Raw genomic sequence first — 13,995 nt, forward strand, 5'->3', positions numbered from 1 at the left:
TTTACATGCCTCCAGTCATATATTCAGAATTCACCTTAGCCGAACGACTTACTATTCGCCAGGACTTTAAGATTTTCAACATAACGACAATAGCATGCCCGATTTTGAATGAAATCATACAAGAAAAGCGCGTTTCACTATGCATCCCCTGAAAAACAGGAACAACAGATACATTCGGAGATTCTTCAAGTTTAAAAAACGTATTGAGCACTTGTATCGCTATTCCTTTAAAACCCCATACTGCTCCTGCTGCAATGGCAGACGAAGAAGCTTCTCCGAGTCCGATTGCACTGTGCCATTCTACTTTTTTCATCCTCATCTTCTTCAAAAATGCAGCGAGTATTTGATAAAAGTGGTTTATATGCTTTAGCATCTTTTTAAATGATTGATATTGATTTTTTAGTTGTAAGAACGTAATCTTCTTCTTTTCTTTTTTCTGTCCGAGCGTCGTTTCTTTTTCTTCTCTTATCTTTACAGAGTGATCTTGAGCATCTACCATGATTAGAGGTACATTCAATTTATATTTTAAAAAATGATACATTTTAAAATTGATCTGAATGTTACTATTATCATTTCGATGAACGAAATAAATGGAGATGTGGATCGTTGAAAGACTTATCACGATTAATAAAAATAGTAAGATACCTATTATGATTGTAAACCAAACCATACATGCTCTCCCCTTCTGTTATCTTTTCATTATAGGCAGAGCGCATTCAATCTAAACCTTAAGAAGTCTGTCTGTTACAATAGAATTAGGAATTTGATCTCATCACTCAGAACAAAATAGTGAAGCAGAGAAATTAAGGGAGGAAAGCAATTATGGCTGTTCGTAATAAAATCTTCTTTTTTTACAAAAAAGAAGAACGCACTTTAGAAAAGATCAACCAATTACTATCATTAGCCATAACAGAGGGGTTCGAAGTAGTTGAAGATGAGCAGGAAGCAAACATCATAGCTAGCATCGGTGGTGATGGCACCTTCTTACAAGCAGTCCGTAAGACTGGTTTCAGAGATGATTGTCTTTATGTAGGTGTGAGTACACTTGAGAATGAATTTTATTGCGATTTTCATATCGATGATCAAGCGGGTATGATTGAAGCGATGAAAAACGAACAAGTTGAAGTTAGAAAATACCCTGCTCTATCTGTAACCATTGATGGTCAAGGGTCGTTCTTCTGCTTAAACGAATGTTCTCTTCGTTCTTCCATTATTCGAACTCTTGAGATTGACGTCTTCATCGATGATCTATATTTTGAAACCTTCCGTGGGGATGGAATGATCATTTCGACACCTACTGGTAGTACAGCTTACAATAAGTCAGTTAACGGTGCGGTCGTTGACCCGATGCTAGCTTGCTATCAAATCAGTGAACTCGCTTCGTTAAATAACAATCACTACCGCACGTTAGGTTCATCGTTTATACTCAGTGATAACCGTAAGATGACATTAAAGATCAAGCATGATAACAGCCATTATCCGATCATCGGAATGGATAATGAAGCAATGAGTATTAAGCATTGTGAGACATTGAATTTTGAGCTCACAACTAAAAGAATCAAGACTGTAAAATTAAAAGACAATTCATTTTGGCATAAAGTAAAAAGAAGCTTTTTGTAGAAGATAAACAACCAAATAAAACAGCTTGCATCATCTGCAAGCTGTTTTTTTGGTTCATGATTCGCGTTCTACAAACCCTGGTTCTCATAGACAATATCACCATCTACAATTGTAAGTACAACCTTAGATTTTAAGATCTCATCTTCTGAAACTTCAAATAGATCTTGATCTAATACAGTAAAGTCAGCTAAATATCCTTTTTTAATGACCCCCTTAACATCTTCTTGCATAATGGCAGAAGCACTTCCGACAGTATATAATGATATCGCTTCAAACCTTGTTAATTTTTGCTCTGGAACATAACCTTCATGACTCTCCCCTGGTTTTCTTCGTGTTACTGCAGCAAATATTCCAAGAAGCGGATCCACTGGTTCAATAGGAGCATCAGAGCCACCTGCACAAATTAGTTTTTCATCGATCAATCTTCTGAAAGGAAAAGCATTTGGAATTCGATCCGTACCGAGTCGTTCGATCAACCATGGAAAGTCTGATGCTACAAATCCTGGTTGAATATCTAGTATGACTGGAAGTTGTTTCATTTCTGCAATTAAATTATCATCTACAAGTCCAACATGAATTAGGCGATCTCTGCCTTCCTTTGCAGGGTGATTTTTTATCGCTTCAATCGTTTGTTTCAATGCCATATCACCAATCGTATGTACAGCAACATTCATATGATACTCTCTCGCTTTTTGAACAAGTTTAGCTAGATCAATATCTGCATGGATCGATACACCTGAGGTTTCCGGTGCATCATTATATGGCTGAGATAGCCAAGCGGTCCGGCCTCCAAAAGCTCCATCTGCAAATATTTTCAATGCTCCATACTCTACGAAAGGCAACTCATATTCCTTTTTAACATTCTTGAAGTCTTCAAAGGCTTCATGATGCACCAATAGATGAGCTCGAAACTTAATCTTTTCTCCATCAATGACAGTTCGATAAGCACTCAATGGCCTTTCTACATACCCATAATAGCTTAAGTCTTCCGAATGACCTCCTGTTAATCCTAATGAAAGTAAATGTTTGATAGAGGTTTTTAAGGCCGTATTCAAATAGTTCTGTGAAGCTTCTGGCACAGCTTTCTTTACAAGTTCTGCAGCACTATCATGTAACAGCCCTGTTGCTTCTCCATCATTATCTCTTACGATAATTCCACCAGGAGGATCGATCGTCTCCTTAGTAATACCTGCCAATGCTAAAGCTTTTGTGTTCGCTAAAAATGCATGCCGACACACTCTGGATAGAAGAACAGGACGTCCTCTTGAAATATCATCAAGTTCTTGTCTATGAAAAATCTTACGGTCGATAAAATTGTTCTCGTTCCATCCTTCTCCAATCAACCATTCATCGGATGTAAGTGTAGTTGCTTTTTCTCTCAGAGCACGTTCCATCTCTTCAGCAGAAGTCATTTCTGAGAGATCGAGTTTTATCAACTTTTCACCATGACCGATCAAATGTAGATGACTGTCCACAAATCCCGGATACATGAAGTTCTCATTTAGATCAACCCTTTTCGTAATATGCTCTCTAAATGTATTAGTTAGATGTTTTTCCGTTCCTGTTTTAATGATATGACCGTTCTCCACGTAAACAGCTTCAATATGTTCACCTTCGTTTGCCATCGTGTAGATTTTTCCGTTATAAAAGAGAGTCCCCAATTTATTTGACCACCTTTATTCATCTTCTGTTAAAAGTAGTATAACTTAAAAACCAAGCAAAAAAGCAGATAAGTTATCTGCTTTTTCCTTAAAAATCATCTTGATTTTGATGCTTCTAGCTGACGAAGCTCGATACGTCTGATCTTTCCTGAAGTTGTCTTTGGAAGATCATCAACATATTCTATGGATCTTGGGTATTTATATGGAGCTGTAAGTTCTTTTACGTGTTCTTGAAGTTCTTTTGTTAAGGCATCGTTACTTGCAGTATGATCTCGTAAAACAACAAACGCTTTAACAATATGACCACGTATTTCATCTGGACTTGCCACCACCGCACATTCTTTAACAGCTGGGTGCTTTACAAGTGCATCCTCTACTTCAAAAGGTCCAATCGTATACCCTGAGGAGATGATTATATCGTCACCTCTGCCTTCGAACCATAAATAGCCTTCAGCATCTTTCTTCGCTTTATCACCCGTCACATAATAGTCACCACGAAAAGCCATCATCGTTCGATCACGATCTTTATAATATTCTTTAAACAGAGCAGGACAATTTTTATGAACGGCAATATCACCAACTTCTCCAGCAGCAACAGGTTTTCCGTTTTCATCAATGACATCAACATCATTTCCAGGCGTCGGCTTACCCATTGAACCTGGTTTGATCTCCATACCTTCCATCGTACCGACTAATAACGTATTCTCTGTTTGTCCATATCCGTCACGTACTTTAATTTGGAAATATTTTTCGAACGTATCGATCACTTCTCGGTTTAACGGTTCTCCAGCCGATACAGCGCTCCTTAATTGTGGTAGCTTATATTGATCCAAATTATCTACTTTTGCCATTAAACGATATTCTGTTGGTGTACAACATAAAACAGAGATCTTCTGGTCTTGTAAAAGTGTTAAATATTTTTTGGGATCGAACTTACCTTGATAGACAAAACCGGTAGAACCTGTTCCTAATGTTGATAGGAATGGACTCCAGATCCACTTTTGCCAGCCTGGTCCAGCCGTTGCCCAAACTTTGTCATCTTCTGAAATGTTTAGCCAGCTCTTAGCAGCAGTACGAATATGAGCATATGCCCATCCGTGTGTATGCACCACACCTTTAGGCTGGCCGGTTGTACCTGATGTGTAAGATAAAAAAGCCATATCATCTCTTGCCGTTTCAGGCGCTTTATAGGAAACGCTTACATCATTCGTAATCGCTTGTAAGCTTAACCAATTATCTGTTTCCCCGTTCGCACTAATTTTATATGTAAGTGTAGGCAAGTGGTCTTTGATCTCATTAACTTGCTCTGTAAATCGGTAATCCGCAATGATCGCTTTAGCTTCACTATGCTGAACACGGTAGCTCAGGTCCTTAGCTCTTAACATTTCTGAGCATGGAATAACAGAAATTCCAGCTTTCAAACAAGCGATATACACCGCATATGTTTCAATCAGTCGCGGCATGATGATCAGAACTCTATCACCTTTAGCCAGTCCAAGTTCTTCTAAAGAATTTGCAATTTGATTCGCTCTGTCTAGGAGCTTCTTATATGTAATCTCCTCTGTAATACCTTGTTCATCCATCCAGATTAAAGCTTTTTTTTCAGGGTTTAAAGCATACTTTTCCATTTCTTCTGTTAAATTATAAATGTTTGGAGCAATCAAGTTCATTTACTTCACCCTTTCAATTCATGTTGTTCTTTACCATTATAATATATTTTAGAAAATTTTTAAAATTTAGTCATATATGTACAAAAATAAAAGGAGCGGGGACAACCCGCTCCGTTAGCCATTTGCTATTTATTTAGAGTATCCACCTAGAGCTTGAGCTACTAGACGCTTAGTGATTTCTCCACCTACAGATCCGTTAGCACGTGAAGTTGAATCTGGTCCAAGGTTTACACCGAATTCAGAAGCGATTTCATACTTCATTTGGTCTACAGCTTGTTGTGCACCTGGTACTACTAATTGGTTTTGGTTTGCCATGTTGTTTCACCTCCTTTGTACTAATAAGATGTGTCTAAATGGCCGATTCAATTCTTGGAAATTGTTGTGTGTGTTGCCATTTCGTATATTAGTTAAGAAGCAGGCTATTGAACGCAGTTGATTTCAGCACACACTTGCTAACTTCAGTTATAAAAATGACCACTTCAAGCTTGCTGTTGCATACTTGCTACTGCATCTAACAAGTCAATGCTTCCTCAGTACGCTTTCTCGTTGCATGCCTTCAAAAGTAGCTTCTCATGTAGCAGGCAAGCATCCTTGCACTCTAAGTAAATTGCAATGGACAGACAATCTGAATGCAAAAACAACAGCTCTATAAGTAAAAAAAGCCTGCACAATATGCAGACTTTTTTTATGACTTACCTTGATTAACTTGTCATCAAACTTTTAAAGTTAATAATCTTGATGTTTTTAAAGAGGCTGATTTATTTTGTAATTTTCTTCATTGACTAGTTGATTGGAGTGGAAGGTGCGAGACTCCTGCGGGACAGGTGGGCAGGTGAGACACTTAAAAGTGAAACGTTCGAATGTGGCTCACCGCCTGCCCCGCGGAAAGCGAGCAACCTGAAACGGAAATCAACTACTTTCAAGAACTAAAAAAACACGCAAAAAATGCCTTAGAGCAAATCATCAAACGTTTCGTCCGTTGATTTCCCTTCTTCAAGAATCAGCGTCTCAACTTCATTAACCGCTTCTTCAATCAACTCTTCAAGGTTTTCAATATTTTTCTCAAACCGAATCGCTTTCTCACGCTTCGGCTTAGTCTTTGGTGCAGAAGGCAAGAAAATGGTACAGCAATCTTCATAAGGACGAATTGAAATCTCATATGTTCCAATTTTATGCGACAAATTCATGATCTCTAGTTTATCCATTGTAATAACAGGGCGAAGAATAGGCAGGTTTGTTACTTCATTGATCGCATACATGCTATGCATCGTCTGACTTGCAACTTGGCCGAGATTCTCTCCGTTCGCGATAGCCATCGCATGGTTGTTCTCCGCTAAACGCTCAGTGATTCTAAGCATTACTCTTCTCATGATTGTCATGCTATAACTAGACGGAATCTTATCTTTGATCGTTTGTTGAATTTTTGTAAAAGGTACAACATGAAGCTTGATCTTGCCTCCGCTATAGCGAGTGAGCTCTTGTGTCAGATCCACCACTTTTTGTTTTGCTCGTTCACTTGTAAATGGCGGACTATGAAAATGAACACCTTCAATACGAACACCACGCTTCATAGTCAAATATCCCGCTACTGGACTGTCAATACCACCTGAAAGCATTAGCATCGCTTTACCGCCAACACCTATCGGCAGACCGCCAGCTCCCTCAAATGATTTTGAGCTGATGTAAGTTCCTGTATCTTTTACTTCCACTTTTACATTTACATCTGGATTATGAACATCAACGGTTAAACCTTCCGTGTTTCTTAAAAGGTATCCTCCAACTTCTTGGTTAAGCTGCATGGAGTTAACTGGGAAGGACTTTAATGAGCGTTTACCAGTAACTTTAAACGTCTTCTTTCCTTCCATCGCTTCATTAAGAGCGATTAACGCTGCTTTCTGAATCGCTTCTAAGTCATTTTCAGATCTTACAGCTAAACTGATCGAGTGGATGCCAAAAATATCTTGTAAAGATTTAACGATAGGCTCATATGATTGGCCGTTTAACTCAATAACAATTCGGTCAAAGTGTTTTGACATATTCAGATCCTGAAACGGACGCATTTTTCTTTTTACTGTTTCAAAAAGCTGTGATTCGAAATGCCTTCTGTTCTTTCCTTTTAGTGATAATTCACCATAGCGTACGACTAAATGATCATAAATCATCTTCATTACCTCATTACCTTCTTAATATTTATTAGTTCTTCTTTTAATATTTTTAAAAACAGTTCTGCTTCTTTCAAAGTGTTTCCATAGGAGGTACTCAAACGAATAGCCGTCGAAGCACGATTTTCTCCTAACCCCATCTCTAGTAAGATACGGCTAGCTCCACCTTGTTTTGATGAACATGCAGATCGAGTTGATACATAAACATCTCTTTTATCAAGGGAATGGATCAGCACTTCTGGTTTGATACCCTTCACTGAAAAATTAATAATGTGAGGAGCTGAGTACTTTATAGATGTATTGATGTCTATTCCATCTATGGAACGCAACTCTTCAATTAAGAACTGTTTAATCTCAAGTAATTTTTCTTTCTTTTCCTTCATTTCTTGAAGAATTAACCTTAACGCTTTTGCCATAGCTACAATACCTGCAACATTTTCAGTCCCGGCTCTTTTCTTTAATTCTTGTTCTCCACCAGTGAATAAAGAAGAGACACTCACACCATTCTTCACAAATAGAATCCCATTTCCTTTTAAACCGTGAATTTTATGGGCAGATATCGTGCATAGATCAATCCCCCACTCCTTTAGTGGCAGGTCAACCTTACCGACACCTTGAACATTGTCGACATGGAAAAAAATCTTCGGATGCTCTTTCAAGATCTTACCTATCTCTTGAATAGGTTGTATCGTTCCCGTTTCGTTATTGACATGAATAAGTGAAACAAGAATCGTATCTGGCCGGATCGAACACTTAAGTTCTTCTAATGAAATCAAACCGTTGTGATCCACCGGAAGATACGTTACTTCGAAACCTTGTGATTCAAGATATTGAAAGGATTCATGACTCGATGCATGCTCAACAGAAGATGTTATAAGGTGTTCACCTCGATTTTGATGTTGAAAAGCAATCCCTTTGATCGCAATATTGTTGCCTTCTGTACCACCAGAGGTGAAAACGACTTCTGATGGAGCAACCTCCAGTAACTGAGCAATTGACTTTCTGGCCTGACCAAGCAATTTCTCAGCTTCGCCTCCTTTAGAATGAAGGGAAGATGGATTGGCAAAATACCTTTCTGACACCGTAACGAACGTATCAAGTACTTCCTTATATGGCTTTGTTGTTGCACTATTATCCAAATAAATCATTGTTGAATCCTCCAATTATCCATTCCAAACCGTTCTAAAACACACATTTCATTATCATACCATAATTTAGCTATCGTGCACATCTCCACTTATAACCCAGTTTTTGTAAACTCACTAAAATAAAATTCCTTTAAACTTCCTTTAAACAGCAAAAAAACTGCAGGAATTGAATCCTCGCAGTTTTTATACATGTGACTTTAAATTGATTTCCATCTCTTTAAGGATTCCAGGTCTAACACTTTCTATCGCAGAAGCTGCAATCTCAAGAGCATCTTCATACTGATAATTTCGAAAAGCGATCTCTGCTTCAATCAATCGAACGGATACAGATTGATAAGAACTTCTGAATCTATTGCCGTACTGTATGAGCTTCTCAGCTAAGAAAGCATTCTCGATCATCTTAGACGTTTCATCGTAACCTTCGTTTACTGCTTCGTGCGCTTTGTTTAGTACATAAGAAACATCTGACATTTCAAGAGGCTTCTCATCCAGCTTTTTAGAAACTTCGATGATATATTCTTCTGCCTTCCCGATCGTGATCAAGTAGTGTTCCGGTAATCCAGGAAGGTTGCTCTTTTGTACCATTCTTCTTGCTTCGAGCAGTTTCTTTCTTAGTTCTCTTAAGCTTTGTTTCGTTTCAAGCTCATCTTTTCTTAAGTTATGAAGCATTTCTTCATATACTTTCTGAGAACGCTGCAGTTCTTCCATCTGCTTTTGCATCTCTTCCATCATCTCTCGAATAACTGAATAAGATTCTCTTTTTTCGTCTATTGAATCTTCAATGATTAAGAAACGACTCTGTAGCTTGTGAAACAGTTTTTCAATCTTCTTTTGCATTTCTGCTTCATTTTGTTCGATTAAGTAAGTAGAAGAAACAATTTGGGTCTCTTGCTTTAAATTCTCAATTCTATCTTGAAGATCTTGAATGGAAGAGAAAAAGATTTCTCTTTCACTAATTACAAATTGCTTAGAATGCACTTCGTTCTCGAGCATTTCATAGAGCTGATCCATTTTCTGAACCGTTTCGTCCATATCTCTTTGAGCACTCTCAAGCTCCAAATCTAACACTCTGTTCAACGCTTGTTCGTTAAGATCTTTCAAAGAACTGATCTCTTTTTCAATACCGATATGATGTAGAACGTAGCCTTGCTGTTCCATCTCAGTAAAACCTGCACTTAATTCTTTCAGTGAATTTGGTATATCCGATTGAAGGATCACTAGAAGTTCAGGAACACCCTGCATCTTCGTTTTACAGTCTGAAATACGGTTTAAACTCTCTACAAGTCTTTGTCTAGCTTCTAGATGGCTTCCTTGTACAGTAAGTGATTCAAATGTTTCAAACAGTGCTTTAATCTCATCCAGCTCTTTATCAAAAATTGGTGCTGTCTGACCAAGTGCGCGGATATGTGTTAAATAGTACTTCTTTGTTTCTTGCAGCTTTTCTTTCGCTTCAACGATCTCTTCTCGATTTAGTTCCTCACTCGTAACTAACTCATTAATCTCTGAAGTAATCTCTTTAATTCGCAATTCAATTTTTTCTAATGATTGGCTAACCCCAGCTAAAATAGATCTAGCTTTTTTAAAGCGGTACTTATCTGTATATTCCTCAGCGTCGAATAAGTCTTCTTCTAAATTAGGAAGTTGAGCCGTTACCATCTCATCCCATTCTTGACGCCACATTTCAAATTTTTCTTCCGTTTCCCCAATCATCGCCATACCCTTAACTTTTGAAATCTCTTCTGTTAATGGGCGATTCATAATTTGCATTTTCCATGCTTCGAGTCGATCAATTTCTTTATACACTCTTCGGCGTGACATGGCACCGTACAGGATCAATGCTAGGAATGTAACGATGGCAATGACTATGTATATCATCAAAGGCACCCTTTCTATCTGTTCAAATTTCTATATGGCCTACATTATGTATTCGTATGTTTAAATCGCTTTACCGATCTAATTTAGTTTTTATTCTATAAAAATTGCAGTTTAATGCTTTTATGATAACATGTAAACAAACATTTGACGCAAAAAAATTGCATAATCTGATAATTTTTTTCCAATTTAATGAAGATTTTGTCGAAAGGAGGAGTAAGAAAGATGTACTATGATGGACATGTCCATACGCCTTTTTGTCCCCATGGGTCACTAGACACATTTGAAATGTATATCGAAAGAGCTATCTCTTTAGGTATGAAAGGTATTACCTTTACAGAGCATGCCCCGCTCCCTCATACATTTACCGATCCTGCTCCCACAAAAGACAGTAGCATGACACACGAACAATTAGGAAGTTACTTTAACACTTTGAGAGAAGTTAAGAAATTTTATAAAAGTAAAATAGAGATTTTTACTGGATTAGAGATTGATTTTATAGATGGATATGAAGACGAGACGAATACGTTTCTTAAAGAAGTTTGGCCAGAGCTCGATGATGCCATTCTCTCTGTTCATTTTCTAAACGTCAAAAATAAGCACTACTGCATGGATTATGATGAGAATGTATTTAAAGAATTGATTGAACAGTCGGGTAGCCTTTCTGCTGTCTACTCCCTATACTTTCAAACGGTTAGAAGATCAATCAGTCATTCATTTGGGAAGCATCAGCCAAAAAGGATTGGTCATATCACATTAGCTAAGAAGTTTCAGACACTTTTCCCTCCAGATTTTAGTTATGAAAAGGAAGTAGAAGACATTTTAACAACCTTGTCTGAACGTAAAATGTATTTGGATTATAACGGGGCAGGTGCTGTTAAGCCTTATTGTTTGGAGCCTTACCCTTCAGATTGGATCATAAATGAAGCACAAAAAAGAAAAATCCCTCTCGTCTATGGGTCTGATGCCCACAGTGCTAAGGGACTCGGTCAAGGATTTGATCAATTAGTAGCAACAGCAACATTAACTTCCCCACTTCTCTTGAATAGAGCCGAATAACGGCTTTTGAACAGCAGACAGTAGGGGATTTTTTCTTTCAGGAAGACAAACACATTTATCAAACCAGTTCATCATCCATTTTTTATAAGGTTGGATGAACGTTTCTGTTTCAGCACTGATCTGATACACTTCAGCTAAATATAGTGGATGCAAAAATGGTAGCATCATCATATCCTTGAACTGAATAGTTAAAAAGTCCACAGGCTGCCTTCTGAATTCTTTTTTCTTCATCCCTTTTTCAAACAAAGTTTGCAAAAAGTATTTTTCTTTTACTAAGTAGGTAGACATGAGTTCACGTACCAATGTTGAATCAAGCGTCATCTCACGATAGACAAAGCGTGCAAGAGGAAGGTTTCGCTGTTGATAGATCAACAATGCTTCTACTATTTCAATAAAACTCCCTTTTACTGTTGGAGAGCTCGATGTATGATAGATGATTTCAATCCTTCTGATATACCCTTCAAAAAATGAAGTGATCAACTCTTCTAGAAGACCTTTCTTTCCTCCAAAATGGTACGAAATTAAAGCGATGTTCACACCAGCTTTTTTTGCTATCTGCCTAACGGTCGTTCCTTTAAATCCTTGGCTTGTGAAAAGAGCAATCGCAGCCTCAGCTATTTTCAGTTTCGTTTCCATCGGATCTGTCTTCATTTTCTTCCACCGTCCTTCCCTCTTGTATAAAATTCTTGGGCGGAAGACATAAACCTTTAATAATCGCTCGACAAATAAGGGCTTTTGGGTGTATAGTTCAACATTATTTGATAGGATAGAATAAACAATTTATCAGGTTTGGAGGAATCTTGATGTTTTCCGTTCAGCAATATAGCACAGACAGAAATGAGGGGTATTCTCTTCTGTTAAAACAACTTTCTGCTTTACTTGAGGGTGAAACAAACGCTACTGCGAATCTTGCAAATGCTTCTGCTTTACTGAATCAATTCTTAGACAGAGTAAACTGGGTCGGATTTTATACACTTGAAGTAGAGACGAACCAATTAGTTCTTGGACCCTTTCAAGGGCTTCCAGCTTGCGTAAGAATACCTCTTGGAAGAGGAGTATGCGGAACGTCCGCTCAAAACCAAGAAACATTAGTAGTAAAAGATGTTCATGAGTTTCCTGGACATATCGCCTGTGATGCAGCTTCTCAATCCGAGATCGTTGTTCCGTTAGTTAAAGACGGCCAGCTCCTAGGAGTTCTAGATATTGATAGTCCAGACAAGGAACGATTTGATGAGATTGATCAAGAGAACTTAGAAAAATTCTGTGAGGTTTTACTTCGATATATCTAATTTCTCTTACCTATTAAAAAAGCCCTGCGCCGATATAAGCGCAGGGCTTCTTTTGTATATAACGCTCATCTAAAAGGTGTTGCTTTCATTACAGTTGATTGGAGTGGAAGGTGCGTGCCTCCTGCCACGCGAAAAGCGAGCAGCTTGGAACGGAAATCAACTACTTCCAGAAGCAACAAAGTTTAAGAAAACAGCCTTTTATAAAGAATCTAAACTTTGTTCTATGTCACCCCAAATATCTTCCCATGCTTCTAAACCAACCGATAAGCGCAGAAGCTGATCACTGATTCCCATCTGAAGACGATTCTCCTCAGGTACGACAGCGTGCGTCATCGTAGCAGGATGCTGGATGAGTGTTTCTGCATCTCCAAGACTAACTGCGATTTTAATGAGTCTTAATGCATTCATGAATTTTTGTGCGACCACTTTATCTCCTTTTATTTCGAAACTGATCAGACCGCCCGCGTTTAACATTTGTTTGTTCGCAAGCTCGTATTGAGGAAAATCAGAATCACCCGGATACAAAACTCGATTTACAGCAGGGTGTTTCTTTAACAAGTCTGCCAGCTTTTTTGCATTATCACAATGACGGTCCATTCGAACAGGAAGTGTTTTGATTCCTCTTAAAAGCAACCAGGCATCAAAAGGAGACATTACTCCACCAATATCCTTTTGAGTGGTCATAGCAAGATGGCTCATCAATTCTTGCTTTCCAACCGCTAGACCTCCTATTACATCCCCATGTCCACATAAATATTTCGTGGCACTGTGCAAAACGATATCACAGCCTAATTCAAGTGGACGCTGTAGATAAGGAGAGGAAAACGTATTATCTACAACTACTGGAATATTAAATTCTTTTGCAATTCTTGCCACCATACTTAAATCAACAAGTTTCATCGTCGGGTTTATCGGAGATTCAATATATATGACTGTTGTATGGTCGTTAATTGCTGACCGTATTGAGTCCTCATCGTTCATCGAATGAAAGTTGTGTGTAATATGATACTTTTCTTCCATAAGCTGAAGCAGGCCAAAGGTACAACCATAAACTCCTTCAGAACAGAGGATATGATCACCTGTTTTCGTTAAACCGAGAAGAATAGCTGACACGGCAGCCATACCGGAACCAAACGCTAGACCTTTCTCCCCTTTTTCCATCGCTGCTATTCGCTCTTCTAACATCGCGACGGTAGGATTGCTAAGTCTAGAATAGATATATCCTTCCTGTTCACCTGCAAACCGTGCTGCACCCGTTTCAGCACTGTCAAATACAAAAGTTGAAGTTTGAAAAATCGGAGGAGCCAAACTCCCATTATGTTGTTCTGCATTATACCCTTTGTGAATCACATCTGTTTCAAAGCGTTTTGTGTCCATTTTTACTTCTCCTTTGAAGGCAATATAAAATGTAAGCGCTTTCTTAAACATATCATATATGAATTTTCATGTTTTTACAATTTGTCCCTGAAAATGTTTTATGTATTTATAGATAGAGTTGACACGGTATAACAAAA

12 protein-coding genes are annotated in these 13,995 nt (G+C 38.1%); 3 read left to right on the top strand and 9 right to left on the bottom strand.

All coding sequences use genetic code 11. The features are described from left to right. Position 1: 1 nt before the first annotated feature. Positions 2-670, bottom strand: coding sequence for a DUF2953 domain-containing protein (locus IHV10_RS15795; RefSeq protein ID WP_197131627.1), 669 nt, complete (start codon positions 668-670; stop codon positions 2-4). A 152-nt stretch (positions 671-822) separates the two neighbouring features. Here IHV10_RS15795 and IHV10_RS15800 point away from each other — a divergent pair, with 152 nt between their 5' ends. Continuing rightward, positions 823-1,620, top strand: a complete 798-nt coding sequence (locus IHV10_RS15800; protein ID WP_197131629.1) for an NAD kinase — start codon at positions 823-825, stop codon at positions 1,618-1,620. Positions 1,621-1,688: 68 nt separating this feature from the next. On the opposite strand, the gene IHV10_RS15805 is transcribed toward IHV10_RS15800, so the two are convergent. The 6 genes from IHV10_RS15805 to ezrA form a co-directional block, all read right to left on the bottom strand. After that, positions 1,689-3,281: an amidohydrolase gene (locus IHV10_RS15805; RefSeq protein WP_197131631.1), complete on the bottom strand. Its 1,593-nt coding sequence runs from the start codon at positions 3,279-3,281 to the stop codon at positions 1,689-1,691. 95 nt (positions 3,282-3,376) lie between these two features. Further along, complete coding sequence (gene mbcS, locus IHV10_RS15810) at positions 3,377-4,951, bottom strand: acyl-CoA synthetase MbcS (RefSeq protein ID WP_197131633.1); 1,575 nt, start codon at positions 4,949-4,951, stop codon at positions 3,377-3,379. 129 nt (positions 4,952-5,080) lie between these two features. After that, a complete protein-coding gene (locus IHV10_RS15815) occupies positions 5,081-5,266 on the bottom strand; it encodes an alpha/beta-type small acid-soluble spore protein (RefSeq protein ID WP_066243771.1) in 186 nt (61 codons plus the stop codon). A 635-nt stretch (positions 5,267-5,901) separates the two neighbouring features. Continuing rightward, on the bottom strand, positions 5,902-7,113 hold the full coding sequence (gene thiI / locus IHV10_RS15820; protein WP_197131637.1) for a tRNA uracil 4-sulfurtransferase ThiI: 1,212 nt from the start codon (positions 7,111-7,113) through the stop codon (positions 5,902-5,904). Positions 7,114-7,118: 5 nt separating this feature from the next. Continuing rightward, entirely contained in the window at positions 7,119-8,261 is a 1,143-nt protein-coding gene (locus tag IHV10_RS15825) for a cysteine desulfurase family protein (RefSeq protein WP_197131640.1), read from the bottom strand. A gap of 183 nt (positions 8,262-8,444) precedes the next feature. After that, positions 8,445-10,136 carry a septation ring formation regulator EzrA gene (gene ezrA / locus IHV10_RS15830; RefSeq protein ID WP_197131642.1) on the bottom strand — a complete coding sequence of 564 codons (1,692 nt, stop codon included), beginning with the start codon at positions 10,134-10,136 and terminating at the stop codon, positions 8,445-8,447. Between the two features lie 222 nt (positions 10,137-10,358). Between ezrA and hisJ the strand changes: the two genes are divergently transcribed. After that, positions 10,359-11,192, top strand: coding sequence for a histidinol-phosphatase HisJ (hisJ, locus tag IHV10_RS15835; RefSeq protein ID WP_197131644.1), 834 nt, complete (start codon positions 10,359-10,361; stop codon positions 11,190-11,192). Here hisJ and refZ read toward each other — a convergent pair. Next, positions 11,157-11,843: a forespore capture DNA-binding protein RefZ gene (gene refZ, locus IHV10_RS15840; RefSeq protein WP_231618368.1), complete on the bottom strand. Its 687-nt coding sequence runs from the start codon at positions 11,841-11,843 to the stop codon at positions 11,157-11,159. The two genes, hisJ and refZ, sit on opposite strands and share 36 nt — an antisense overlap. A 152-nt stretch (positions 11,844-11,995) precedes the next feature. On the opposite strand from refZ, the gene IHV10_RS15845 reads away from it, so the two are divergent. After that, positions 11,996-12,481, top strand: coding sequence for a GAF domain-containing protein (locus IHV10_RS15845; RefSeq protein ID WP_197131647.1), 486 nt, complete (start codon positions 11,996-11,998; stop codon positions 12,479-12,481). Positions 12,482-12,679: 198 nt separating this feature from the next. Here the strand turns inward: IHV10_RS15845 and megL are convergent, their stop codons facing one another. Continuing rightward, on the bottom strand, positions 12,680-13,858 hold the full coding sequence (megL, locus tag IHV10_RS15850; protein WP_197131649.1) for a methionine gamma-lyase: 1,179 nt from the start codon (positions 13,856-13,858) through the stop codon (positions 12,680-12,682). Positions 13,859-13,995: the final 137 nt, after the last annotated feature.

The organism is Fictibacillus sp. 5RED26 (assembly GCF_015903895.1).
Taxonomy (GTDB): Bacteria; Bacillota; Bacilli; order Bacillales; family Fictibacillaceae; genus Fictibacillus; species Fictibacillus phosphorivorans.